Annotated in this window: 23 protein-coding genes and 1 pseudogene; 17 read left to right on the top strand and 7 right to left on the bottom strand. The window is 72.5% G+C overall.

Going from position 1 to position 23,982, the window contains the following annotated elements; genetic code table 11:
• Window positions 1–789 precede the first annotated feature (789 nt).
• From AC0OLQ_RS29145 to AC0OLQ_RS29135, 3 genes and pseudogenes are all read left to right on the top strand, one after another.
• Window positions 790–2,374: pseudogene (locus AC0OLQ_RS29145) on the top strand (ComEC/Rec2 family competence protein); the annotation flags it as partial.
• Between the two features lie 147 nt (window positions 2,375–2,521).
• A complete protein-coding gene (gene holA, locus AC0OLQ_RS29140) occupies window positions 2,522–3,502 on the top strand; it encodes a DNA polymerase III subunit delta (protein ID WP_484528895.1) in 981 nt (326 codons plus the stop codon).
• Window positions 3,499–3,969, top strand: a complete 471-nt coding sequence (locus AC0OLQ_RS29135; RefSeq protein WP_484528894.1) for a hypothetical protein — start codon at window positions 3,499–3,501, stop codon at window positions 3,967–3,969. Before holA ends, AC0OLQ_RS29135 begins: the two co-directional genes overlap by 4 nt.
• A 198-nt stretch (window positions 3,970–4,167) precedes the next feature.
• Here the strand turns inward: AC0OLQ_RS29135 and rpsT are convergent, their stop codons facing one another.
• Together rpsT and AC0OLQ_RS29125 are read right to left on the bottom strand one after the other, a co-directional pair.
• On the bottom strand, window positions 4,168–4,434 hold the full coding sequence (gene rpsT / locus AC0OLQ_RS29130; RefSeq protein WP_357341495.1) for a 30S ribosomal protein S20: 267 nt from the start codon (window positions 4,432–4,434) through the stop codon (window positions 4,168–4,170).
• A gap of 180 nt (window positions 4,435–4,614) precedes the next feature.
• On the bottom strand, window positions 4,615–5,595 hold the full coding sequence (locus tag AC0OLQ_RS29125; protein WP_484528893.1) for a phosphotransferase: 981 nt from the start codon (window positions 5,593–5,595) through the stop codon (window positions 4,615–4,617).
• Window positions 5,596–5,667: 72 nt separating this feature from the next.
• Between AC0OLQ_RS29125 and AC0OLQ_RS29120 the strand changes: the two genes are divergently transcribed.
• The 7 genes from AC0OLQ_RS29120 to AC0OLQ_RS29090 all read left to right on the top strand — a co-directional run bounded on the left by AC0OLQ_RS29120 (window position 5,668) and on the right by AC0OLQ_RS29090 (window position 12,596).
• The gene (locus AC0OLQ_RS29120; RefSeq protein ID WP_484528892.1) at window positions 5,668–6,204 is read left to right on the top strand and encodes a DUF4240 domain-containing protein; all 537 of its coding nucleotides are present in this window, start codon (window positions 5,668–5,670) and stop codon (window positions 6,202–6,204) included.
• 109 nt (window positions 6,205–6,313) lie between these two features.
• Window positions 6,314–8,191: a translation elongation factor 4 gene (lepA, locus tag AC0OLQ_RS29115; RefSeq protein ID WP_357341492.1), complete on the top strand. Its 1,878-nt coding sequence runs from the start codon at window positions 6,314–6,316 to the stop codon at window positions 8,189–8,191.
• Between the two features lie 232 nt (window positions 8,192–8,423).
• The gene (locus AC0OLQ_RS29110) at window positions 8,424–8,711 is read left to right on the top strand and encodes a GlsB/YeaQ/YmgE family stress response membrane protein (protein ID WP_357341551.1); all 288 of its coding nucleotides are present in this window, start codon (window positions 8,424–8,426) and stop codon (window positions 8,709–8,711) included.
• 274 nt (window positions 8,712–8,985) lie between these two features.
• On the top strand, window positions 8,986–9,270 hold the full coding sequence (locus AC0OLQ_RS29105; RefSeq protein WP_357341491.1) for a GlsB/YeaQ/YmgE family stress response membrane protein: 285 nt from the start codon (window positions 8,986–8,988) through the stop codon (window positions 9,268–9,270).
• Window positions 9,271–9,493: 223 nt separating this feature from the next.
• Entirely contained in the window at window positions 9,494–10,786 is a 1,293-nt protein-coding gene (locus tag AC0OLQ_RS29100) for a sugar ABC transporter substrate-binding protein (RefSeq protein WP_484528891.1), read from the top strand.
• Entirely contained in the window at window positions 10,783–11,769 is a 987-nt protein-coding gene (locus AC0OLQ_RS29095) for a carbohydrate ABC transporter permease (protein WP_357341489.1), read from the top strand. The genes AC0OLQ_RS29100 and AC0OLQ_RS29095 overlap by 4 nt, the downstream gene beginning before the upstream one ends.
• Window positions 11,766–12,596, top strand: a complete 831-nt coding sequence (locus AC0OLQ_RS29090; protein WP_357341488.1) for a carbohydrate ABC transporter permease — start codon at window positions 11,766–11,768, stop codon at window positions 12,594–12,596. Before AC0OLQ_RS29095 ends, AC0OLQ_RS29090 begins: the two co-directional genes overlap by 4 nt.
• A gap of 66 nt (window positions 12,597–12,662) precedes the next feature.
• Here AC0OLQ_RS29090 and AC0OLQ_RS29085 read toward each other — a convergent pair whose 3' ends face one another.
• Window positions 12,663–13,559 carry an IS982 family transposase gene (locus tag AC0OLQ_RS29085; protein ID WP_484532264.1) on the bottom strand — a complete coding sequence of 299 codons (897 nt, stop codon included), beginning with the start codon at window positions 13,557–13,559 and terminating at the stop codon, window positions 12,663–12,665.
• Window positions 13,560–13,650: 91 nt separating this feature from the next.
• On the opposite strand from AC0OLQ_RS29085, the gene AC0OLQ_RS29080 reads away from it, so the two are divergent.
• The gene (locus AC0OLQ_RS29080; protein ID WP_484528890.1) at window positions 13,651–14,295 is read left to right on the top strand and encodes an MOSC domain-containing protein; all 645 of its coding nucleotides are present in this window, start codon (window positions 13,651–13,653) and stop codon (window positions 14,293–14,295) included.
• A 29-nt stretch (window positions 14,296–14,324) separates the two neighbouring features.
• Here the strand turns inward: AC0OLQ_RS29080 and AC0OLQ_RS29075 are convergent, their stop codons facing one another.
• Together AC0OLQ_RS29075 and AC0OLQ_RS29070 are read right to left on the bottom strand one after the other, a co-directional pair.
• Window positions 14,325–15,185, bottom strand: coding sequence for a hypothetical protein (locus tag AC0OLQ_RS29075; protein WP_357341486.1), 861 nt, complete (start codon window positions 15,183–15,185; stop codon window positions 14,325–14,327).
• 118 nt (window positions 15,186–15,303) lie between these two features.
• Window positions 15,304–16,089, bottom strand: coding sequence for an enoyl-CoA hydratase-related protein (locus AC0OLQ_RS29070; protein WP_484528889.1), 786 nt, complete (start codon window positions 16,087–16,089; stop codon window positions 15,304–15,306).
• 19 nt (window positions 16,090–16,108) lie between these two features.
• On the opposite strand from AC0OLQ_RS29070, the gene hemW reads away from it, so the two are divergent.
• Complete coding sequence (gene hemW / locus AC0OLQ_RS29065; RefSeq protein ID WP_484528888.1) at window positions 16,109–17,332, top strand: radical SAM family heme chaperone HemW; 1,224 nt, start codon at window positions 16,109–16,111, stop codon at window positions 17,330–17,332.
• Window positions 17,333–17,376: 44 nt separating this feature from the next.
• On the opposite strand, the gene AC0OLQ_RS29060 is transcribed toward hemW, so the two are convergent.
• Entirely contained in the window at window positions 17,377–18,015 is a 639-nt protein-coding gene (locus tag AC0OLQ_RS29060) for a DUF4870 domain-containing protein (RefSeq protein ID WP_484528887.1), read from the bottom strand.
• A gap of 231 nt (window positions 18,016–18,246) precedes the next feature.
• Here AC0OLQ_RS29060 and hrcA point away from each other — a divergent pair, with 231 nt between their 5' ends.
• The 3 genes from hrcA (at window position 18,247) to AC0OLQ_RS29045 (ending at window position 21,225) form a co-directional block, all read left to right on the top strand.
• Window positions 18,247–19,269 carry a heat-inducible transcriptional repressor HrcA gene (hrcA, locus tag AC0OLQ_RS29055; RefSeq protein ID WP_357341482.1) on the top strand — a complete coding sequence of 341 codons (1,023 nt, stop codon included), beginning with the start codon at window positions 18,247–18,249 and terminating at the stop codon, window positions 19,267–19,269.
• A gap of 74 nt (window positions 19,270–19,343) precedes the next feature.
• Window positions 19,344–20,489 (top strand): molecular chaperone DnaJ, encoded by a 1,146-nt coding sequence (dnaJ, locus tag AC0OLQ_RS29050; protein WP_357341550.1) that lies wholly within the window; start codon window positions 19,344–19,346, stop codon window positions 20,487–20,489.
• Window position 20,490: 1 nt separating this feature from the next.
• A complete protein-coding gene (locus AC0OLQ_RS29045) occupies window positions 20,491–21,225 on the top strand; it encodes a 16S rRNA (uracil(1498)-N(3))-methyltransferase (protein ID WP_484528886.1) in 735 nt (244 codons plus the stop codon).
• Window positions 21,226–21,392: 167 nt separating this feature from the next.
• Here AC0OLQ_RS29045 and AC0OLQ_RS29040 read toward each other — a convergent pair whose 3' ends face one another.
• Window positions 21,393–22,154, bottom strand: coding sequence for an SDR family NAD(P)-dependent oxidoreductase (locus AC0OLQ_RS29040; protein ID WP_357341480.1), 762 nt, complete (start codon window positions 22,152–22,154; stop codon window positions 21,393–21,395).
• 47 nt (window positions 22,155–22,201) lie between these two features.
• On the opposite strand from AC0OLQ_RS29040, the gene AC0OLQ_RS29035 reads away from it, so the two are divergent.
• Complete coding sequence (locus AC0OLQ_RS29035) at window positions 22,202–22,552, top strand: histidine triad nucleotide-binding protein (RefSeq protein ID WP_091269925.1); 351 nt, start codon at window positions 22,202–22,204, stop codon at window positions 22,550–22,552.
• A 21-nt stretch (window positions 22,553–22,573) separates the two neighbouring features.
• Window positions 22,574–23,950: a serine hydrolase domain-containing protein gene (locus AC0OLQ_RS29030; protein ID WP_484528885.1), complete on the top strand. Its 1,377-nt coding sequence runs from the start codon at window positions 22,574–22,576 to the stop codon at window positions 23,948–23,950.
• The last annotated feature ends 32 nt before the right edge of the window (window positions 23,951–23,982 follow it).

Here is a 23,982-nt window from a genome sequence, read left to right as displayed (position 1 = left end):
GATCACGACGGAACCTGTTCCAGCAAGTTTCATGATCTATAAGCATGTTGGGTTGACCTGCTCCAACAAGTTGGAATAGGTTCCTCCCTGGGTCGGTTCCCTGGTTTCGGCAAACTCCTGGGTTCCCGGCCGCATACCCACCTGGGGGAGCACGACGCATGGACTCTGCCCCCCAGGTGGGGTCTATTCGTGATCGCCGGGGAGGGTCGTTTCGCCATGCCTATCGATGAGCCTGTCTCCATAGCCCGGGAAGTCTTCGAGGCTAATCGCATCATCGATGTTCACTGGACTCGCTCACCTGACCGGCCATGGCAAGCAGGTGGGTGCCTACAGTGCCGAGACTGGTACTCCTGTGCTCAGCTTGATTGGGCTTTGGAGCGCTACGCCCACTATGCGTCGATCTTCTTGCAGCAGCGCTGACCTGCAACTTTACAAGATCAACTCAGTATGAGTCCTCCCATTGAGCGCGGGACCTGCCGCCGTCCCTCCAATGAGGACATGACCTTTAATATAGTTAAGTTGATCGATCACACTGCCTGCTTTGGTCGGTTCGCCACCCTCGCCGGTTGTGCCCTGCCGTGCCCTGTAAGCGAAGCTGCCTGGCGTTTGATCTTCCGGTGCCCTGCACCTGAGGTGCGCCGCAGTCATACGGCAGTGACCGGCCGTGCGCCGTCTTTCCAAGATCCTAAGTAGCACAGCCGAGGATCATGCAAAACCGCAGGTCAGGGGCTACTAATCATGATCAGCAAAGGTGACGGAAAGTAGTCATGGGTCGGACCGACGTTTGGGGGGTCCAACGTGGCCATCGTCGTCGGGGCGGTGCTGCTGCTCGCCCGCTGGGCGCGGGCCGGTCCGCGGACGGCCGCCGCGCTGTGCGTCCTGGCCCTGGTCGGGTTCGTGATCCTGGTCCGGCCCTCGCCGAGCGTGGTCCGCGCCGCGGCGATGGGGGCCATCGGGTTGGCCGCGCTCGCCGCCGGGCGGTCCCGAGCCGCGCTGCCCGCCCTGGCCGCCGCGGTCACCGTGCTGGTGCTGGTCGACCCGGAGCTGGTCGGGGACCCCGGGTTCGCCCTCTCGGTCTGCGCCACCGGCGGGTTGCTGCTGCTCGCCCCCGGCTGGCGAGACGCGCTGCGCCGGCGGGGCGTACCGCCCGGGTTGGCCGAGGCGCTGGCGGTGCCGGCCGCCGCGCAGCTCGCCTGCGGCCCGGTGATCGCCGGGATCTCCGGGACGGTGAGCCTGGTCGCGGTGCCGGCGAACCTGCTGGCCGTGCCGGTCGTCGCGCCCGCCACCGTGCTGGGCGTGCTCGCGGCGGTGCTGTCGCCGGTCTGGCCGGCCGGCGCCGAGTTCTCCGCCTGGTTGGCGAGCTGGCCAGCCCGCTGGCTGGTGACCGTGGCCGCGCAGGGGGCGCGGCTGCCCGCCGGAACGCTGCCCTGGCCGGGCGGCGTGACCGGTGCCCTCCTGCTGGCCGCTCTGGGCCTGACGCTGCTGGTCGCCGTCCGGCGGCCGGTCGTCCGGCGGCTGGTTGCGGTCGTCGTGGTCGCGGTGGTGCTCGGCACGCTGCCCGTCCGGTTGCTGGCGGCCGGCTGGCCACCGCCCGGCTGGGTGGTGGTCGCGTGCGCGGTGGGACAGGGCGACGCGGTGGTGCTCCCGGTCGCCGCCGGTCGGGCCGTGGTGGTCGACGCCGGCCCGGATCCGTCCGGGGTGGACGGGTGCCTGCGCCGGCTCGGCGTACGTGAGGTGTCGCTGCTGGTGATCAGCCACTTTCACGCCGACCATGTGGGCGGGGTCGCCGGAGTGTTCCGGCACCGGCGGGTGGCGGCGGTGGTGACCCCGCAGTGGTCCGAGCCGCCCTTCGGCGTCGCCCAGGTACGCGACGCGGCGCGCCGGGGCGGGAGCCCGCTGGCGCCGGTGCCGACGGGCTGGCGGTGGCGGGCCGGGGCGGTCGAGCTGGTCGCGATCGGGCCGCCGTACCCGCTGCGCGGCAGCCGGTCGGACCCGAACAACAACTCCCTGGTGCTGGCCGCCACCGTGCGCGGTGCGGATCCTGCTGCCCGGCGACGCGGAGACGGAGGAGTAGCGGGCGTTGCTGGAGACGGTGCCGGTCGGCGCGATCCGGGCCGACGTGCTGAAGGTGGCCCACCACGGGTCGGCGTACCAGGATCCGGAGTTTCTCGCCGCGGTTCGCCCGGCGGTCGCACTGGTCTGCGTGGGTGCCGACAACGACTACGGGCATCCCAATCCGGGCCTGCTGGACCGGCTGACCCGGGCGGGCGCGCGGGTGCTGCGTACCGACACTGACGGCGACGTGGCCGCGGTCCGCAGCGGCGCCGGGCTGGCGGTGGTGGCCCGGGGGGCCGGTCCGGGGCGGCGGAGGTGAGACAGGTTCGGGAGACACCCCGACGATCGAGGTGGCTTATTGGGATAGCTGGTAGATCGAATCAAATGTCTGGATTTGCGCTGAGTGCGGGCTGCGCCGTCACAGTCACCGATGAGCAGGCACGATCCGGTCGGAGGCCGTGCGAATATGGGCGACGTGACCCCCGCCAGCCTGCCCCCTATTCTGCTCGTTCTCGGCGACGAGGAACTGCTCGCCACGCGAGCCGTCTCCGAAGCCGTCGCCCGGGCCCGCAGCGTCGACCCCGACGTTGACGTCCGGGAATACCAGGCCGGTTCGCTGGCGGTGGGGGAGATCGCCGAGATGCTCAGCCCGTCGCTGTTCGGCGGGCGCCGGGTGCTCGTGCTCCGCTCCGGCCAGGACGCCCGCAAGGACCTGGTCACCGCGTTGCTGGGATACGCGAAGAACCCGGACCCGGAGGTGCAGCTCGTGGTGCTGCACCTGGGCGGGGCCAAGGGCAAGGCGTTCGCCGACGGGCTGCGGGCCGCGGGCGCGACCGTGGTGCCGGCGGCGAAGCTCAAGGGGGACCGGGAGCGGGCGGCCTTCGTCCGGGACGAGATCCGCCGCAACGGAGGGAAGTGCACCCCGGATGCGGCCGAGGCTCTGGTCGCCGCGGTCGGCAACGACATGCGGGAGCTGGCCGCCGCCTGCTCGCAGCTCCTCGCGGACACCGACGGACGGATCGGGGCGGACACGGTAGCCCGTTACTACCGGGGCCGGGCCGAGGTGACCGGCTTCACCGTGGCCGACGCGACCATGGTCGGCGACGTCCCCGGCGCCCTGGAGGCACTGCGCTGGGCCCTGCACGTCGGTGTCGACCCGGTGCCGATCGCCGACGCGCTGGCCGACGGGGTGCGGACCGTGGCCCGGGTCGCGTCGGCCGGGCGGGGCAGCCCTTACCAGCTGGCGAGCAGCCTGGGCATGCCGGCGTGGAAGATCGAGCGGGCCCAGCGGCAGAGCCGGGGCTGGACGCCCGAGGGCCTGGTGGAGGCCATGCGGGCGGCCGCCGAGTGCAACGCCGCGGTCAAGGGCGGCGCCGACGACCGGGCGTACGCGCTGGAGCGGGCGGTGTTCTCGGTGGCCGCGGCGCGGCAGGGTGGCGGCCGGTGACCCGAAGGTGGTCGACCGTCCCGACGGACGAGGATCGGTACCGGCCGCTCTACGCCCGGGTCCTCGGGCTGCGCTTCGTCAACCCGGGCGGGGTGCTCTGCTTTCTCTTCTTCGAGGGTGCGGTGGCGCTGGCCGTGCTGCTCGCCCTCGCCGAGCTGGTGACCTGGTGGGCGGTGCTGGTGCTGCCGGCGGCGGTGGCGTCCATGGTGAAGCTCAACGACATGGTCGCCGAGGTGGTGATCCGCAGCGCGGCGCAGGTGCCGGAGCAGGAGCGGGACCGCTTCCGCCGGCAGATGGAGCCGGTGGTCGGCCGGGCCAGCGTGCCGTCCACGGCCCGGGCGCTGCCGGGCGGGGTGGCCCTGGCCGGCGACCCGACGATCCCGGCCGCCCGTCCCACCGACCCGCCCGGCCATCCCGCCGAGGGTGCGCGCCGGCCGGACCGGCCGCGGCACGATCCCTTCGGCTGATCGGATCGAGCGACCGGCGGTCAGCCGCTGATCGGGTCGGGCGACCAGGCCGGGACCAGATGCTCGCCGAGTGACTGGACCGGGGACCAGTGGCGGGGCCTCAGCGCGATCCGAACGCCGCAGCGCTGCGCGGAAACGCAGACAGCCGGAAGCCCCAGGGCGGTACCCCGGGGCTTCCGGTAGGTCTGAGGGCGCTCGTCAGGCCGAGAACGAGGCGATGCGCTTGGCGATCGCCGACTTCCGGTTGGCCGCCTGGTTGGCGTGGATGACACCCTTGCTGGCAGCCTTGTCCAGCTTGCGGGTGGCCTCACGCATCAGGGTGGTGGCCTTCTCGGCGTCGCCCGCCTCGGCAGCCTCGTTGAACTTCCGGATGGCGGTCTTCAGCGACGACTTGACCGACTTGTTACGCAGCCGGCGCTTCTCGTTCTGCCGGTTGCGCTTGATCTGGGACTTGATGTTCGCCACGCGACAGCCTCGTCTTGATAGCTCGGGTTGGTCTGCTTTCGCGCACGACGGACATGCGTCATCGCCGCGCGAAAAGCCAGGTTACCAGGTCGCCCCGGGACGAGCCAAAACGCCTCAGCCGCCGACCCGCCAAGCGGTATGAGGCAGGCCCGGGAAGTAGGAGTGCGGCCGCAGGACGAGTTACGCCCAGCCCTGACGGGTGGCGAGCCAGGACAGGGCCTGCTCGCCGCTCCAGCGTTGGTGGGCGCGGATGTGCGGGGAGGCCGTCGACGGGCCGGCGGCGGCGCTGGTGAGGAAGTAACCGGAGAGTGCGGCGAGGGTCACGTCCAGCGCGTCGGCGGGGGCGTCGGCGGCGGCCGGGTGGCCGGCGAAGGCGGCGTCCGCGTCGAGGCCGCTGGCGTACCCGGTGATCAGCAGGGTGACCAGGTCGAACCAGGCCGGCCCGTGGCAGAGCCAGTTCCAGTCGCAGATCCAGGCCCGGCCGGCGGCGTCCAGCAGGAGGTTGTCCACCCGCAGGTCGCAGTGGGCCAGGCCGGGGGCGGCGTTGGCGTAGCCGGGCAGGCGGGACTCCAGCGCGGCCAGCTCGGGCAGCGGGGCCCAGGGTGGCAGCGCCGGCGCCGGTTCGCGGCCGGCGGCCACCTCGCCCCACCAGAGGATGTCGTCGCGGGCCAGGTCGGCCAGGCGCGGGAGCCCGAGCGCCCCGAGGTCCGCGGGCGGCGCGGCGAGCGCGGCGGCCACCTCGGCGTACGCGGTGAGGGCGGCGTCCAGCTCGGCCGGGTCCCAGGGCAGCCGGGGCGTGTGCCCGTCGACCGCGGTCAGGGCGAGCGCGTACCAGCCGGCCTCGGTGAGCGCCCAGCGCGGACGGGGTGCCGGCAGGCCGGCGGGGAGCCGGGCCAGGACGGCGGCCTCGTGGGCGTACCAGTCGACCAGGTGCCGCTGCTCCGCCAGCGCCGCCGCCTTGAGGAACACCGGCTCGCCGGTGGGGCCGGTGAGCACGGCGGCGAAGCCGCGGGTGAAGCCCGCCCCGGCCGGCCGGATCGCCACCGGGTGCCCGCCCAGCCGGGCGGCCAGCGCGTCGCGCAGCCCGGGCGGCAGCTCGGCCCAGTCGGGGCGGAGGGCCGTCGCGTCGTAGGGGACCGGGGGCAGCGAGATCGCGCGCACCGGCCCATGCTGCCCCACCGGGGCGGCCCGGCGGGACCGGGACGTCGGTGTGCTCTGCCAGACTGGCCGACCATGAGGACCGACGAGTTCTGGCAGTTGATCGACAGCGCCCGGGCCGGAGGCGGGGGAGAGCCCGCGGCGGTCGCGGCTCGTGCGATCGCCCTGCTCGCCGAACGGGACCCGGAGGAGATCGTCGGCTACGCCCGCCACCAGCAGCGGGTGCTCGCCGCGTCGTACAAGGTCGACCTCTGGGGCGCGGCCTACCTGATCAACGGGGGCGCCTCGGCCGACGGCTTCGAGCACTTCCGGGGCTGGCTGATGACCCAGGGCCGGGCGGTGTTCGCCCGGGCGGTCGCCGACCCGGACTCGCTGGCCGAGCTGCCGCAGGTCCGGGCCGCCGCGCTCAGCGGCGAGGAGTTCGCGTGCGAGGACATGCTGACGGTGCCCTGGGCGGCCTACCGGAAGGCCACCGCGGCGGAGTTGCCGGCCGACCGGGACCCGGTCCGGACGCCCGACCTGAACGACTTCTGGGACTTCGACGACGAGGACGAGGCGCGCCGGCACCTGCCGAAGCTCGCCGCCCTCTTCGTCGAGCCGCCCGAGGAGTGACGCCGGAGGAGTGACGGGGGAGCCCCGGCGCGCCCCGGGCGACGTGGGAGCATAGAGGGGGCCGGCGGCGCGCCGGCCCGCTCACGTCAGCCGACCAGAACGGACAGCTGTGCCACCGACGCTCGATCCCGGCGCGAACGCTCCTGGTGCCACCGACCCGGCGCGCATCAGGAACTTCTGCATCATCGCCCACATCGACCACGGGAAGTCGACCCTGGCCGACCGGATGCTGCAGCTCACCGGCGTGGTCGACCCCCGGCAGATGCGCGCCCAGTACCTCGACCGGATGGACATCGAGCGCGAGCGCGGCATCACGATCAAGAGCCAGGCCGTCCGGATGCCGTGGACCATCCGCGAGGGTGACCGGGCCGGCGAGACCGCCGTGCTCAACATGATCGACACCCCGGGGCACGTGGACTTCACCTACGAGGTCTCCCGCTCCCTGGCGGCCTGTGAGGGCGCCATCCTGCTGGTCGACGCCGCCCAGGGCATCGAGGCGCAGACCCTGGCCAACCTCTACCTGGCCCTCGAGAACGACCTGCACATCATCCCGGTGCTCAACAAGATCGACCTGCCGGCCGCCCAGCCCGAGAAGTACGCCGAGGAGCTGGCCCACCTGATCGGCGGCGACCCGGCGGACTGCATCCGGGTCTCCGGCAAGACCGGCGAGGGCGTGTCGCACCTGCTCGACGAGATCGTCCGGCAGTTCGTGCCGCCGGTCGGCCAGGCCGACGCCCCGGCCCGCGCCATGATCTTCGACTCGGTCTACGACGTCTACCGGGGCGTGGTCACCTACGTCCGGGTGATCGACGGGCTGATCAGCGCCCGGGACCGGATCAAGATGATGTCCACCGGCGCCGTCCACGAGCTGCTGGAGATCGGCGTCATCTCCCCAGAGATGGTAAAGGCCGACGCGCTCGGCGTCGGCGAGGTGGGCTACCTGATCACCGGCGTGAAGGACGTCCGCCAGTCCCGGGTGGGTGACACCGTCACCATCAACGCACGACCGGCGACCGAGGCGCTCGGCGGCTACAAGGACCCGAAGCCGATGGTCTACTCGGGCCTCTACCCGATCGACGGGTCCGACTACCCCAACCTCCGGGAGGCGCTGGACAAGCTCAAGCTCAACGACGCCGCCCTGGTCTACGAGCCGGAGACCTCGGGTGCGCTGGGCTTCGGCTTCCGCTGCGGCTTCCTCGGCCTGCTGCACCTGGAGATCATCCGGGAGCGGCTGGAGCGGGAGTTCAACCTCGACCTCATCTCCACCGCGCCGAACGTGGTCTACCGGGCCATGCAGGAGGACGGGCTGGAGATCGTGGTCACCAACCCGAGCGAGTACCCGACCGGCAAGATCGCCGAGGTGTACGAGCCGACGGTGCGGGCCACCGTGCTCACCCCGAACGACTACGTCGGCGCGGTGATGGAGCTGTGCCAGGGCCGCCGGGGGAGCCTGCTCGGCATGGACTACCTCTCCGCCGACCGGGTGGAGCTGCGCTACACCCTCCCGCTGGCCGAGATCATCTTCGACTTCTTCGACCAGCTCAAGAGCCGGACCAAGGGCTACGCCTCGCTGGACTACGAGCCCTCCGGCGAGCAGGCGTCCGACCTGGTCAAGGTCGACATCCTGCTGCACGGCGAGCCGGTGGACGCGTTCAGCGCGATCGTGCACAAGGACAAGGCGTACAACTACGGCACGACGATCGCGGCGAAGCTGCGCACGCTGATCCCGCGCCAGCAGTTCGAGGTGCCGATCCAGGCCGCCATCGGCAGCCGGGTGATCGCCCGGGAGACCATCCGCGCCATCCGCAAGGACGTGCTCGCCAAGTGCTACGGCGGTGACATCAGCCGTAAGCGCAAGCTGCTGGAGAAGCAGAAGGAGGGCAAGAAGCGGATGAAGATGGTGGGCCGGGTGGAGGTCCCCCAGGAGGCCTTCATCGCCGCGCTCTCCTCCGACTCCGGCGACGGCAAGCCCGCCGGCAAGAAGTAGCCCACCGCGCCCACGGCCGGCACCCGCGCCACCGCGGGGGCCGGCCGTTCTGGCGTACCCCGGAGATTTTTTTCCTCCCGGGCGGCACCGCCCCCAACCTGCGACTCCGGAACCGACGCGCGGGGTCCCGGCGGGCGGTGCGGGGAGTGAGTCGGTTTGGGTTTCGAGCGGGTCGGGAACTTACCGGTCACGACAGGAACCACACAGACCGTGTGAAACTTCTTAGAAGGAGCTGACCGTGACCGTCTGGGGCATCATCACCGCGCTCGTCGTTGGTCTGATCGTCGGCGCTCTGGGCCGCCTGATCGTTCCGGGCCGACAGAACATGCCGATGTGGCTGCACATGCTGATCGGCGTCGGCGCCGCGCTGCTGGGCACCGTCCTGGCCCGCGCGCTGGGCATCGCGACCGAGACCTCCGGCATCGACTGGATGGAGCTGCTCGTGCAGGTCGTGCTGGCCGCCATCGCCGTGGCCCTGGTGGCCGGCGTGGGTCGTCGGCGCAGCGTCTCGCGCTACTGACGCACTTCCCCCAAGCGCCTCAGCGGGCGCCCGACCGGCCGGTCGGGCGCCCGCTGGCGTACGCGCCGGCGAATGGGCATTGAACGCGGTCAGCCGGCAATGGCCGGTAGCCCGCCTTTCCCCGAGCCCGAATCTGACCCTGAAGTCCCAGGTCAGAGTCGTGCGGGGCAATTCGTCACCGGAGTCGGTTTGGATTTTCGGCGGGTCGGGAACTTACCGGCCACGACCGGAACACACGACAACGTGTGACTCATTCTGAAGAAGGAGGGCGACCGTGGAGCTCACCGTTTGGGGCATCATCACCGCGCTCATCGTTGGTCTGATCGTCGGCGCTCTGGGCCGCCTGATCGTCCCGGGCCGACAGAACATGCCGATGTGGCTGCACATGCTGATCGGCGTCGGCGCCGCGCTGCTGGGCACGATCGTCGCCCGGGCCTCGGGCTTCGCCGACACTGCCGGCATCGACTGGCGGGAGCTGCTGCTGCAGGTCCTGTTCGCCGCCATCGGCGTGGCCCTGGTGGCCGGCCTGGGTCGCCGCCGCGGCGTCTCGCGCTACTGACCCCCATCCCCTGAAGCGCTCCAGCGGGCGCCCGACCGACAGGTCGGGCGCCCGCTCTCGTCTCGCCCTGAGCTGCCCGGACGGCACCCCTGCCGCCCGGGCGTGCGGCTGCGATACCGTCGCCACGGCCACCCGCCGCGAGTACCCCCTGTTGTAAAGGAAATTTTCCTACTAAGGTGCGGCGGAGAAGGTTAGTGCCAAACGGCCCCGAGGGAGATATGGCGTGAACAGGTGGAAGCGGCTGGCCCCGGTCACCGCCATCGTGGCCTCGGCCGCGATGGTGCTCTCCGGGTGCGGTGGCTCCGGCGACGACGACAAGGCCGCGGACAACAGCAAGCTGACGGTCTGGATGATGGGTGAGGGCGGCGACGCCCAGACCAAGTTCCTCGACGGCGTCGAGGCGGAGTTCAAGAAGAAGCACCCCGAGACCGACGTCGTGGTGCAGTACATCCCCTGGCTCGAGGCGCCGAAGAAGTTCCAGGCCGCGCTCGCCGGCGGCGAGGGGCCGGACGTCACCGAGCTGGGCAACACCGAGACCCAGGGCTGGGCGGCGCAGGAGGCCCTCGCCGACGTCACGGAGAAGTTCAACGGCTGGTCCGAGGGGAAGGACATCCTCCCCGACCTGGTGAAGAACGCTCAGCTCGACGGCAAGCAGTACGGCGTCCCGTGGTACGCCGGCGTGCGGGCCATCTACTACCGGACCGACTGGTTCGCCGAGGCGGGCGTGAAGCCGCCGACGACCTGGGACGAGCTGGTCACCACCGCCAAGGCGGTCCAGGCCAAGAAGCCGGGCACCTACGGCATCGCCCTGCCCGGCAACTCCGAGCTGCCGTTCTACTCCTTCCTCTGGGCCGCCGGCGGAGAGATCGCCACCAAGGACGGCGACAGCTGGAAGTCCGGCTACAACACGCCGGAGGCGCAGCGGGCGGTCAAGTTCTGGACCGACCTGGTGACCGTGCACAAGGTGGCCCCGCCGGCCGCCGCCGCCTGGAACGAGGTCGACGCCCGTACCCAGTTCGCCACCGGCAAGGCCGCCATGGCGTTCGCCGGTAGCTGGCAGGGCGGCGCGATGAAGAAGGACAACCCGGACATCGAGAAGGTGTGGGGCACGTTCCCCATCCCCGGTCCGGACGGCAAGGCCGCCCCGGCCTTCGCCGGTGGTTCCGACATCGCCCTCTGGAAGGACAGCAAGCGGCAGGACCTGGCCTGGGACTACATGACCGTGCTGCTCAGCAAGCAGAAGGACCAGGAGTTCGCCAGCAGCCTCGGCTTCTTCCCGGTCTACAAGGACCTGGTCAGCGGCGGCAACTACGCCAACGACAAGGTGATGGCGTCGTTCGCCACCGCCATGCAGAACACCAAGCTGACCCCGCTCACCCCGAAGTGGGTCGAGGTCAGCCGGACCAAGACGGTGACCCAGGCCATGAACAGCTCGGTCATCAAGGGCCAGAAGACGGTCGAGAAGGCCACCGCCGACGCGGCCACCGAGATGGAAAGCATCCTCAACGCCAAGTGACCACGCTGACCGAGGCCACCGGCGAAGCCGCCGCGCGGGAGATCCCCGCGCGGCGGCGCCGCCGCGTGGACCGCCTCCCGTACCTGTTGCTCCTGCCCTGCCTGGCCATCATCGGAGTGCTGCTGCTCTGGCCGCTCGGCCAGGTCGTGATGATGTCCTTCTACAAGCTGGACAGCGTCCGGCAGCTACGGGGGGACCGCGAGTGGCCGTGGGTGGGCCTGGCCAACTACGCGCAGATCCTCGGTGACCCGTTCTTCCGTACGGTGCTGCGCAACACCGTGCTCTTCGCCGTGGCCAACGTGGTGCTCACCATGATCCTCGGCACCCTGGTCGGGCTGCTGCTCAACCGGCTCGGGAAGAAGATGGCCACCTTCGTGGCGAGCTGCGTGATGCTGGCCTGGGCCACTCCCGCGCTGACCGGCACCATCGTCTGGAAGTGGATCTTCGACGACACCAGCGGCCTGGTCACCTGGCTGTTCAACAAGCTCCCGGACGGGCTCTCCACGGCGCTGTTCGGGCGCAGTGACTGGAGCGGCTACGGGTGGTTCAACGACCCGCTGCTCTTCTTCGGCATCCTGACCCTGGTGGTGGTCTGGCACTCGTTCCCGTTCATCGCGGTCAGCGTGCTGGCCGGCCTCAAGAGCGTGCCGAGCGAGCTCCAGGAGGCCGCCCGGGTGGACGGGGCCGGGCCGTGGAAGGTCTTCTGGTCGGTCACCTTCCCGATGCTGCGGCCGGTCTTCGGCATCCTCGTGGTGCTCTCCACGATCTGGGACTTCAAGGTCTTCACCCAGCAGTTCGTGCTGGCCGGCGGCACCCAGGACCGGTCGACGTTCATGCTGTCGATCTACTCCTACGCGGAGGCGTTCTCACCGCCGCCCAAGTACGGCCTGGGCTCCGCCATCGCCGTCATTCTCACCCTGATCCTGCTGGTGGTGACCGGCGTGTACGTCCGTATGGTGCTCCGGCAGGAGGACGAGTCGTGAAGAAGATCGCCCTCAACGGCGCCGGCCTGCTGGTCGCGCTCTTCGCGGCCTTCCCGGTCTACTGGATGGTCGCCACCTCGCTGAAGCCCAACCGGGAGATCTTCTCGGCCACGCCGCGCCCGGTGCCGGCGGAGCCCACCCTGGAGCACTACCGGGAGATCCTCACGGGCAACCTGATCCCGGGCGTGACCTTCACGGACTTCTTCCTCAACAGCGCGCTGGTGGCGGTGGCCACCGTGGTGCTGAGCGGACTGGTCGCGCTGCTCGCGGCGACCGCGGTGGCCCGGTTCCGCTTCAAGCTGCGCACCACCTTCCTGATCCTGCTGCTGGTGGTGCAGATGATCCCGCTGGAGGCGCTGGTCATCCCGCTGTTCCTGATGATCCAGCGGCTCGGGCTCTACAACACCCTGCCCAGCCTGATCCTGACCTACCTCGGCTTCTCCCTGCCGTTCGCGGTCTGGATGCTGCGCGGCTTCGTGGCCGCGGTGCCCAAGGAGCTGGAGGAGGCGGCGGCGATCGACGGGGCCAGCCGGGCCCAGACCTTCCGGAAGGTCCTCTTCCCGCTGGTCGCCCCCGGCCTGGTGGCCACCAGCATCTTCTCCTTCATCACCGCCTGGAACGAGCTGATCTTCGCGTTGACGTTCGTCAACGACCAGCACAGGTACACGCTGCCGGTCGCCATGACGTTCTTCTTCGGACGGGACGACACCGCGTGGGGCTCGGTGATGGCCGCCTCGACGCTGTTCACCCTGCCGGTGATCGTCTTCTTCCTGCTGGTCCAGCGCCGGATGGTCTCCGGCCTGGTCTCGGGCGCGGTCAAGGGCTGAGCCGCGGCGGACGAACCCGTTTCCCGGCGTCCGGCGGCGCCCCCTAGACGAGTGATTCCGAATTGATCAGTGGTCGTACGCGATCAAGGAACGCTTGACGGGTGCGTTGGTCCGCCAGTTGTGCCAGATCGCTGCGGCCATCGCGAGGAGCCGCTGCGCGACGCGCGCGAACACTCCGGCCGGGGTGCGCCCACCGTGTCCTTCCAGGTTGAGCTGGCCTTTCAGGGTGTCGTTGACCGACTCGATCCACTGCCGGACACCGGCGAGGTTGCCGAAGCGGCGTTGCTCGTCCTTGCGGTCCGGGCGGGCCAGCAGCACCCCGACCTGCTCGGCGGCGTACCGATCGATCTGCTTGCCGGACAGGCCCTTGTCCGCCAACACCACCATGCCGCTGCACAGCGAGCCCAGTTCGCGGGCGTGAGCCAGCAACTCCTCGGCCACCTCCCGCTCTCCGATCTTGGGGTTGGCCAGGCACCACGCCACCGGCATTCCCTCGGCGGTGGTCATCAGGTACAGCTTCAACCCCCAGTACCAGCGCGAATGGGAGGCGCAGTAGCCGTACCCGGCGATCTCTGCCAACGCCGAACGCTGCACGGTGGGCCGAGACGTGCCGCACGGGACCGGGGTGGCATCCAGCAACCGCAGGTCGTCGCGCCACGACGGGCACAGCGTGGCCAGGTACAGCGTGGCCCGGCAGATCAGCGGCGCGGCGGCCTTGACCCGCTTGTGGTATCCGGGTTGTTTGGGCAGGTACGGGAACAGATGCCCGAGCCGGCCGTAGCACAGGCGCAGCCAATGGTGCTCCGAGCGGGCACCCAGCAGCACCTGGGCCACAGCCAGGCATACCAGCTCGGAGTCGGACAGCCGCTTGGGTCGGCCCGGCCCACGTCGATGCGGCGGGATGACGTGGTCGTCGATCAGGACGTACAGTGCGGTCAAGAGGGTGTCGAGGTCTGTCTTCACAAACAACCATCGATGCCCTCTCTTCTTGTGCTGGTCAACCCGCCACGCCGCCCAACCCAGAGTTGGGAATCACTCGTCTAGGCTGACCGCCATGACGGGCAGGCTGGCGGCGGTGAACCTCGGCGTGGTGACCGAGGCGGAGTGGGCGGGCGACAAGAGCGGTCGCAGCGGCATCGACAAGCGGCCCGTCGACGGTCGGGTGGCGATCCGGTTCGCCGGCGTCACCGGCGATTTCATCGGCGAGCGGGCCCACCACGGCGGCCCGGACCAGGCGGTCTACGCGTACGCCGAGGAGGACGCCGGCTGGTGGGCCGGCGAGCTGGGCCGGGAGCTGCGGCCGGGCGCCTTCGGCGAGAACCTCACCACCTGGGCGGTCGACGTCACCGGGGCGGTGATCGGCGAGCGCTGGGCGGTCGGTTCCGCCGTGCTGCAGGTGACCAAGCCGCGCACTCCGTGCGCCACCTTCGCCGGCTTCTGGGGCATGCCCGACCTGATCAAGCGGTTCACCGTCCGGGGCGTGCCCGGGGCGTACCTGCGGGTGCTGCGCGAGGGTGAGGTGGGCGCCGGCGACCCGGTCGAGGTGGTCGATCGCCCGGCGCACGGGGTGACCATCGGCGAGGTGTTCCGGGCGACCACCCTGGAGCCGGAGTTGCTGCCCCGCCTGCTCGACGTGCCGGAGCTGCCCGACTCCGTGCGGGAGAAGGTCCGCCGCCGGCTCGGCGCCGTCGCCGGCTGACGGTCGCGCCCGGACCGGGACCGGCCGGCTCAGGTCGCGGCGAAGACCTCGGCCAGCACCTGCGTCGCCGGGTCGCCCTTCACCCTGGCCCAGGTGCCCTGCTCGGCCGTCCACTCCAAGCCGCCGAAGCGGACCCGTTTCACCCCGTGGTCGTCGGCGTGCGAGACCAGCCAGTGGGCGTACCGCCAGCCGTTGCGGCTGTTGGCGGCCGGCACGGTCAGCCCGGTCAGGTCGGTGGCCGAGGCCAGCTCCGGCAGGCCCCAGTCCAGGGCCAGGCTCTGCATCAGGGCGGTGGCGGCGGCCGGGCCGCGCATCGTCGGCGTCGGACCGACCGTGCAGGCCACCGCTCCGGTCGCCTGCCCGAGCAGGGCGCGGGTGAGCACCTGCGACTCGTCCGCCCACTTCTCGTACGCCTCGGGGTAGGCCGACCGCTGCACCCGCTGGGCGGCCTCGGTGACCCGCAGCTTCTCCCAGCCCTTGACCTTCTTCAGCGCGGCGTAGAACTTCTTCGCCGCGTAGCGCGGGTCGCGGATCTCGTCCGGGGTGCCCCAGCCCTGGCTCGGGCGCTGCTGGAACAGGCCGAGCGAGTCCCGGTCGCCGTGCGCGATGTTGCGCAGGTGCGACTCCTGGTACGCCGTCGCCAGCGCCACCACCACGGCCCGCTCGGGCATCTGCCGCTGCACGCCGATCGCCGCGATGGTGGCCGCGTTAGCCATCTGGTCGGCGCTGAGCACGACCTCGCCGTCGGCCTTGACGGTGCAGGTCCGGCTGGCCATCGGCAGCTGCAGCTGGTGCCCGAACTGCTTCGCGACGAACCACACGCCGAGCAGGGCCAGGACCGCCACCACCACACCCGATGCCACGATCGCCGCTCGCGTTCGCACCCGCACCTCCTGTCCCGACAGCCCGCCCAGCGTACGTCGCTCACTGCGGTATCCGGGTCGGCCGACCGGTCGTCTCCCGCTGCGTGACCGACCCGGCACGCCCCGCGTCCGGGGCGTTCCCACGTCAGTCTCCGGCGGGCACCCAGGCCGCGGGCCGCTTCTCGCGGAACGCGAGGACGCCTTCCCGGCCCTCCTCGGACAGGAAGTAGCCGGTGGAGAGGGCGGCCAACTCGGCGATCTCGGCCCGCAGGTCGGTGGCGGCCGGGCGGCGCAGCAGGTCCTTGGTCCCGGCCAGGGCCTTCGGGGCGCCCTTCACCAGCGAGGCGCGGTAGCGGTCCACCGCGGCGTCCAGCGCGTCGGCCGGCACGGCGGCGGTGACCAGGCCGATCTCGGCGGCCCGCCGGCCGTCGAAGGTGTCGCCGGTCAGGTACAGCTCGGCGGCGGCCCGGGGGTGCAGCCGGGGCAGCACGGTCGCCGAGATCACCGCGGGGATCACCCCGAGCCGGACCTCGGTGAAGGCGAACGTGGCCGCCTCGGCGCAGACCGCCAGGTCCGCGGCAGCGATCAGGCCCAGCCCGCCGGCCCGCGCCGGCCCGGCCACCCTCGCCAGCACCGGCTTCGGGCACTCCCGGACCGCGACCAGCACGTCGCCCAGCATCCCGGCCGGCACCGTCCCGCTGGCGTACGCGGCGGCGGTCTCCTTCAGGTCCGCCCCGGAGCAGAACACCGGGCCGGTGTGGTCCAGCACGATCGCCCGGACCGCGTCGTCGGCGACCGCCGCGGCCAGCCCGGCCAGCAGCTGGGTCATCAGCGGGGTGGAGAGCGCGTTGCGGTTGTGCGGGCTGTCCAGGGTGAGGGTGGTCACCCCACGGGCCGTGGCGACCCGCACGAGAGCGTCCGGAGAGGTCATGCCGGGCACACTAGTGGCCATGCCCGGCGTCCTTCCAGAAGGCGAACCCGTCCCGCGCGACGGGGCGCTGCCCGCTGCCGCCCGCCGCGCCGTCGGCGCGCGTGGCTTCGGGGTGTACGTGCACGTCCCGTTCTGCGCCAGCCGGTGCGGCTACTGCGACTTCAACACCTACACCGCTGCCGAACTGGGCGGCGGGGCCGGCCGGGAGACGTACGCCGACACCGTGCTGGCCGAGCTGGCCCTCGCCGGCCGGGTGCTGGGCGACACCCCGCCGCCCCGGGTGGACACCGTCTTCGTCGGCGGCGGCACGCCCACCCTGCTCCCCGCCGACGACCTGGCCCGGATCCTCGACGGCATCGACCGCACCTGGGGGCTGGCCGCCGACGCCGAGGTGACCACCGAGGCCAATCCCGAGACGGTCACCCCGGAATCGCTCAAGACGCTGCGGGCCGCCGGCTACACCCGGATCTCGCTGGGCATGCAGTCCGCGGCCCCGGGGGTGCTGGCGATCCTCGACCGGCAGCACAGCGCCGGTCGGGCCACCGCCGCCGCGCTGGAGGCACGGGGCGCCGGGTTCGACCACGTGAACCTGGACCTGATCTACGGCACGCCGGGGGAGAGCGCCGAGGACTTCGCCGCCTCGCTGGACCAGGTGGTCGCGGCGGGGGTGGACCACGTCAGCGCGTACGCCCTGATCGTGGAGGACGGCACCCGGCTGGCCGCGCGGATGCGCCGCGGCGAGCTGCCGTACCCCAGCGACGACGTGGCGGCGGACCGCTACCTGGCCGCGGAGGCCGCCCTCACCGCGGCCGGCTTCTCCTGGTACGAGGTCTCCAACTGGGCCCGCTCGGCGGCGGCCCGGTGCCGGCACAACCTGCTCTACTGGACCGGCGCCGACTGGTGGGGCCTCGGCCCGGGGGCGCACAGCCACGTCGGCGGGGTGCGCTGGTGGAACGTCAAGCACCCGACGGCGTACGCGCAGCGGCTGGCCGCCGGGGAGTCACCCGGCCTGGCCCGGGAGCTGCTCACCGCCGACGAGGCGCACATGGAGGACGTGATGCTGCGGCTGCGGCTCTCCGCCGGGCTGCCCCTGTCCGGGCTGGACGAGGCGGGCCGGGCGGGCGCCGAGCGGGCGCGGGCCGACGGCCTGCTGGACGCCGGCGCGTACGCCGCCGGGCGGGCCGTGCTCACCCTGCGCGGCCGGCTGCTCGCCGACGCGGTCGTCCGCGACCTGCTGCCCTGACCGGGCCCGGCCGGCTCCCGGAGGGGGAGCCGGCCGGGACGGGGTCACTTGATCAGGCTGGCCGACATCGGGTAGCGGTAGAGCTGCCCCTCGTTGGCCTTCACCCCGGCCAGGATGCCGAAGATGATGCCGATGATCATCGCGCCGAATCCGATCACGAAGCCGATCAGGATGCAGGCGAGGATCCAGCCGACCAGCGCGATGATCGACCAGATGAGCTGGAAGTTGAGCGCGGCGATCGCGTGCGCGCGGACGGTCGGCGACTGGTTGCCGCGGGCGAGCAGGGCGATCAGCGGGGCCACCCAGCCCAGCACGCCGCCGCCGACGAACATCCCGGCCGCCCCGCCGAAGTGCGCGACCAGGGCCCAGGTCTTGTCGTCGTTGTTGGCGTAGCCGGCGGGCGCCCCGTACGCGCCGCCGCCCGGGTAGCCGGCGCCGGGCGGGGGGTAGCCGCCCGGCGGGTAGCCGCCCGGGGGTGGGTAACCGCCCGACGGCGGCTGGCCGCCGGCAGGCGGCGGATAGCCACCGGGCGGGGGATAGCCGCCCGGCGCCGGTGCCCCGGACAGTGGTGCGGTGGGAGGCTCGTCCGCCGACGACGAGCCGTACGGTGCCGACGGCGGGGTCGCCTCCGGCGGCGGGGCGCCGGAGTCCCCCGCTCCTGGAGGGCGAGGAGGTTCAGTCATGGACGTCACGGTAGGTCCCGCAGGCAAGGGCACACCAGAGCGGGATCGCCCGGGATGTCCGGCTGTTCGACCCTGGCGGGTCGGATGTGCGGCGAGCCGCACCGGAGGTGCGTCGCTGATCATCGCGTCGGCGGGCACGCCGACGTAGACTGGCACTCGCTACAGTCGAGTGCCAGATGCCCGGCGGACGCCGCCCGCCGGTGCGGACGACGTGCGTCAGGAGGTGGGGAGATGGGTCTCGACGACCGTAAGCTCGCCGTGCTGCGCGCGATCGTCGAGGACTACGTCGCCACGCAGGAGCCGGTCGGCAGCAAGGCCCTGGTCGAGCGCCACCAGCTGGGCGTCTCCCCGGCGACCGTCCGCAACGACATGGCGGTGCTGGAGGAGGAGGGCTACATCCGGCAGCCGCACACCAGCGCCGGCCGGGTGCCCACCGACCGCGGCTATCGGCTCTTCGTCGACCGGCTCTCCCGGGTCAAGCCGCTCAGCCCGGCCGAGCGCCGGGCCATCGAGCGTTTCCTGGTCGGCGCGGTCGACCTGGACGACGTGGTGCACCGCACCGTCCGGCTGCTGGCCCAGCTCACCCGGCAGGTCGCCGTGGTGCAGTACCCCAGCCTGGCCCGCTCCAAGGTGCGCCACCTGGAGCTGGTGCCGATCTCCACCACCCGGCTGATGGTCGTCATGATCGCCGACACCGGCCGGGTCGAGCAGCGGCTGGTCGAGCTGCCCGGGCCGGTCGCCGTCGAGGACGTGACCGACCTGCGCCGGCTGGTCAACGAGAAGCTGGTCGGCAGTCGGCTCTCCGACACCCCGCCGCTGGTGCAGGCCCTGGTCGACGAGTCCACCCCGCAGCTGCGCCCGGCCATGGCCACGCTCTCCAGCGTGCTGCTGGAGACGCTGGTCGAGCGGCACGAGGAGCGCATCGCGCTGGCCGGCACGGCCAACCTCACCCGCGGCGGCCTGCTCGACTTCCAGGGTTCGCTGCGCCCGATCCTCGAGGCGCTCGAGGAGGAGGTCGTGCTGCTCAAGCTGATCGGGGAGGCCGAGCCGAGCACCACCCGAGTGCTCATCGGCGACGAGAACGAGATCGACAACCTGCGCGCGGCCTCGATCGTCAGCACCGGCTACGGCCCGGGCAGCACGATCGTGGGTGGTCTCGGCGTGCTCGGCCCGACCCGGATGGACTACCCCGGCACCATCGCCACGGTGAGGGCCGTGGCACGCTACGTGGGCGAACTGCTGGCCCAGAACTGACCAGTCAGGGCCGTCGGCCGGCTCCGGCCGACGACCGGCGCAAACGCGAGACGAACATGAGGACACCGAACGCAGTGGCCAGGGACTACTACGGCATTCTCGGCGTGAGCCGGGACGCCTCCGACGACGAGATCAAGCGCGCCTACCGCAAGCTGGCGCGGCAGTTCCACCCGGACGTGAATCCGGACCCGGAGGCACAGGAGAAGTTCAAGGACATCAACGCCGCGTACGAGGTCCTCTCGGACGATCGGAAACGGCAGATCGTCGACCTGGGCGGCGACCCGCTCGCCCCGGGCGGCGGGGGCGCGGGAGGCCCGGGTGGTCCGGGCGGCACCGGCCCGTTCGTCGGCTTCCAGGACATCATGGACGCGTTCTTCGGCGGCGCCGCGGGCGGCAGCCGGGGCCCGCGGCCGCGTACCCGGCCGGGCGCCGACGCGATCCTGCGGCTGGAGCTGGACCTGAACGAGACGGCGTTCGGCGTCGAGGCGCCGATCACCGTCGACACCGCCGTGCTCTGCACCACCTGCTCCGGCGCCGGCACCGCGGCCGGCACCCACCTGGCCACCTGCGAGGCGTGCGGCGGCCGGGGCGAGGTGCAGTCGGTGCAGCGGACCTTCCTCGGCCAGGTGGTCTCCGCCCGGCCGTGCACGGTCTGCCAGGGCTACGGCACCACCATCCCGCACCCCTGCCCGACCTGCGCGGGCGACGGCCGGGTGCGCACCCGCCGCTCGCTCACCGTCAAGATCCCGGCGGGCGTCGAGGACGGCATGCGGATCCGGCTGGCCCAGCAGGGCGAGGTGGGTCCGGGCGGCGGCACCGCCGGCGACCTCTACGTGGAGATCCACGAGCGGCCGCACGACGTCTACTCGCGCAAGGGCGACGACCTGCACTGCCGGGTCACCGTGCCGATGACCGCCGCCGCGCTCGGCACCCGGCTGACCATCAAGACCCTCGACAGCGAGGAGACGGTCGACGTCAAGTCGGGCACCCAGCCGGGCAGCACGCTGCGGCTGCGCGCCCGGGGCGTGCCGCACCTGCGCGGCACCGGCCGCGGCGACCTCTACGTGCACCTCGACGTGCGGACCCCGACCAAGCTCGACGCCGACCAGGAGCGGATGCTGCGCGACTTCGCCAAGACCCGCGGCGAGGAGGTCGCCGAGCTGAGCAAGCAGGGCGGCTTCTTCTCCCGGATGCGCGACGCCTTCAACGGGCACGCCTGAGGTGTCCGCGCCGCTGTTCCTGGTCGAGGCGCTGCCGGCCGGTGACACGCTGACGCTGGACGGCCCGGAGGGGCACCACGCGGCCACCGTGCAGCGGCTGCGCGTCGGCGAGGAACTGCTGCTCGCCGACGGGCGGGGCGGCACGGCCGCCGCGGTGGTCAGCGCCGTCGGCAGGGGCACCCTCGACCTCCGGGTCACCTCCCGGGGGTACGTGGACGCGTCCGTCCCCCGGCTGGTCGTGGTGCAGGGCATCGCCAAGGGCGACCGGGGCGAGCTGGCCGTGCAGGCGATGACCGAGGTCGGGGTGGACGAGATCGTCCCCTGGGCGGCGTCCCGCTCGGTGAGCCAGTGGCGCGGGGAGCGGGGCGTACGGGCCCGGGAGAAGTGGGCGGCGACCGCCCGGGAGGCCGCCAAGCAGGCCCGCCGCCCGTGGCTGCCGGTGGTGGCAGGCTCGCCCGACGAGTCCACCACCACGGTGACCCGGCGGATCGCCGGCGTGGCCGCCGCGTTCGTCCTGCACGAGGAGGCCGAGGAGCGGCTGACCACCGCCGCCCTGCCCGACGCCGGCGAGATCGTCCTGGTGGTCGGTCCGGAGGGCGGCATCGCACCCACCGAGCTGGCCGCCTTCACCGAGGCCGGCGCCCGTACGGTGCGGCTCGGCCCCGCGGTGCTGCGCACGTCGACGGCCGGGGTGGCCGCGCTCAGCGTGTTGTCCGCCCGCCTGCGTCGCTGGTAGACCGGCCGGTCCTCCGCCGCCGCGCGGGTCGCGGCACCCCGGGCACCTCCCGCATCCGCCTCTGCTCTGCAGCCACGGACGCAACACACGGCAACCGGTCGGTGCCGCGTGGGCGGCTGCAGAGCAGAGCGGGCGCGACGGGTGCCCGGTGCTCCCTCAGGCGGCCGTCAGGTGCGCAGGTAGGAGGCGCCGTTGAGGTCGATGATGGTGCCGGAGGCCCATTCGGCCTCGGGGCTGGCCAGCCAGTGCACCGCGGCGGCGATCTCCTCGGGGCGGGCCACCCGCTGGAACGGGGACTGGGCGCGGACCGCGTCGCCCCGCGTGCTCTTCAGGTGCTCGTTGGTCATGTCGGTCTCGACGAAGCCGGGGGCCACGCTCGCCACCGCGATGCCGTAGGGCGCCAGCGCCACCGCGAGGGACTGGGCCATCGCGTTCATCCCCGCCTTGCTGGCTCCGTACGCCGGGTTGGCCGGCTCGCCCCGGAACGCGCCCCGGGAGGAGACGTTGATGATCCGCCCGCCCCGCTCGCGCATGTGCTGGGCGGCGCACCAGGCGGCGTTCGCCGCGCCGAACAGGTTGGTGTCCAGCACCTCGCGCCAGCGCTGCCGCCACTGCTCGTAGCTGCTCTCGAAGACCGGGTGCGGCGGATCGGCCGGGCCGAACACCCCGGCGTTGTTGACCAGGACGTCGAGGCCGCCCAGCCGCTGCGCCGCCTCGTCCACCACGGCCCGGACCGCGTCCGGGTCGGCCAGGTCGGCGCGGACCACCACGTGCCCGTCGCCGGGCAGGTCCGCCCGCAGCGCCTCGGCCAGCTCGGCGGAGTCCCGGTGGTGGATCGCCACCCGGTCCCCGCCCGCCGCGAACGCCCGCGCCACCGCGCGGCCGATGCCGCGCGAGGCCCCCGTCACCAGTACCGCCCGAGAAGTCACGCGGCACATCATGCCTGAGCCGGTGCGGGACGACTTACCATGCCCCGATGGGAACCGACTGCCTGTTCTGCCGGATCGTCGCCGGGGAGATCCCGGCCACCATCGTCCGCGAGACCGCCACCACCCTGGCCTTCCGGGACATCGACCCGAAGGCGCCCACCCACGTGCTGGTGATCACGAAGGAGCACTACGCGGACGTGGCCACCCTGGCCCAGGGCGACCCGGGGCTGGCCGGTGAGCTGCTGGGCACCGCCGCCGTGGTGGCCGAGGAGGAGGGGCTGACCGTGGACGGCTTCCGGCTGATGTTCAACACCGGCCCGTACGGCGGCCAGGAGGTCTTCCACGTGCACGCGCACCTGCTCGGCGGCGCACCGCTCGGCCCGATGCTCTGCCGCTGAGCCGCTGCCTAGACTGCCCTCATGATCACGGTGCATGACCGGCTCGGCCGGATGGTGCGGCAGGCGCAGGTTGACGGGCGGATCCCGGCGGTCTCGGTGGCCCTGCACCGGGCCGACCGGCCGCTCTGGACCTGCGCGGTCGGCGGGACCGGCAACGACACCCCGCTCGGGCCGGAGACGGTCTTCCGGATCGGCTCGGTCACCAAGACCTTCACCGCGGTGCTGGTGATGCAGTGCCGGGACGAGGGGCTGCTGGACCTGGACGACCCGATCGGGCGGCACCTCGACCTGCCGGCGCACGGCGAGCTGACCGTACGCCGGCTGCTGTCGCACACCGCGGGCCTGCAGCGCGAGCCGCACGGCGACGTCTGGGACAGCCTGCGCGCGCCCGACGTCACCGAGCTGCTCGCCGACCTGGCCCGGGTGGAGCGGGTGCTGCCCACCGGGCGGCGCTACCACTACTCCAACCTCGGCATGGCCCTGCTCGGCGAGGTGGTCGCCCGGCTGCGCGGCGGCACCTGGGCCGAGGTGCTGGCCGAGCGGGTGCTCGCCCCGCTCGGGCTGACCGGCACCGGGCCGATGCCGGGCGACCGGGCGGCGACCGGGTTCCTGGTCGACGCGTACTCCGACGAGGCCCGGCCGGAGCCGAACACGGACTTCGGCGCGGTGGCCCCGGCCGCGCAGCTGTGGAGCACGGCGCCGGACATGGCGCGCTGGGCGGCCTTCCTGGCCGACCCGGCCGCGCTGGACCCGGCCGGCGCGGTGCTCGCGCCGGCCACCCTCGACGAGATGCGCTGGCCGCTGACGACCACCGACGAGACGCTCTGGGCCGGCGGCTTCGGCCTCGGGCTGATCCTGGTGCCGCAACCGGGGCGGGTGATGCACGTGGGGCACGACGGGGCCATGCCCGGTTTCCTGGCCGCCGTCTACGGCCGGCGCGGCGGGGACGGCACCGCCGGCGCCATGGGCTGCGCGGTGCTCGGCTCCTCCGGCACCGGCGTGCCGGTCTTCGAGCTGCCGCACCGGCTGCTGGCCGCGGCCGCCGAGCACGACCCGGCCGACATCGAGCCGTGGCGGCCCGGCGCGCCCGCCCCGGAGCACCTGCGCGGCGTGCTGGGCCGCTGGTGGGGCGAGGGTTTCGAGTACGTCTTCTCCTGGCACGACGGGACGCTGCGGGCTCGGGGCGCGGACGATCCGGCCGGCCGGCCGCCCGCGGTGTTCGCCCCGCTGCCGGACCGTCCGGACGTGTTCCGCACGGTTTCCGGCCGGGAGGTCGGTGAGCTGCTCCGGCTCACGCGGGACGAGCGCGGCGCGGTGGTCCGGATGCACTGGGCCACCTACCGCTTCACCCGGCACCAGGAGACGTTCGAGGGGTACGACTTCCGCGCCGGCAATTGATCTCCCGCCAGCGACGACAGGTCATTTCCGCC

The sequence above is a fragment of the Micromonospora sp. Utrum1 genome, assembly GCF_057197805.1.
This window is presented reverse-complemented; position numbering and strand designations above follow the sequence as displayed.

Coding starts and splice junctions, on each gene's coding strand:
- AC0OLQ_RS29070 (WP_484528889.1), bottom strand. CDS start 16,089: ATGACCTCTCCGGACGCTCTCGTGCGGGTCGCCACGGCCCGTGGGGTG.
- holA (WP_484528895.1), top strand. CDS start 2,522: ATGGGCGACGTGACCCCCGCCAGCCTGCCCCCTATTCTGCTCGTTCTC.
- AC0OLQ_RS29030 (WP_484528885.1), top strand. CDS start 22,574: ATGATCACGGTGCATGACCGGCTCGGCCGGATGGTGCGGCAGGCGCAG.
- AC0OLQ_RS29035 (WP_091269925.1), top strand. CDS start 22,202: ATGGGAACCGACTGCCTGTTCTGCCGGATCGTCGCCGGGGAGATCCCG.
- AC0OLQ_RS29120 (WP_484528892.1), top strand. CDS start 5,668: ATGAGGACCGACGAGTTCTGGCAGTTGATCGACAGCGCCCGGGCCGGA.
- AC0OLQ_RS29060 (WP_484528887.1), bottom strand. CDS start 18,015: ATGACTGAACCTCCTCGCCCTCCAGGAGCGGGGGACTCCGGCGCCCCG.
- AC0OLQ_RS29080 (WP_484528890.1), top strand. CDS start 13,651: ATGACGGGCAGGCTGGCGGCGGTGAACCTCGGCGTGGTGACCGAGGCG.
- hrcA (WP_357341482.1), top strand. CDS start 18,247: ATGGGTCTCGACGACCGTAAGCTCGCCGTGCTGCGCGCGATCGTCGAG.
- hemW (WP_484528888.1), top strand. CDS start 16,109: ATGCCCGGCGTCCTTCCAGAAGGCGAACCCGTCCCGCGCGACGGGGCG.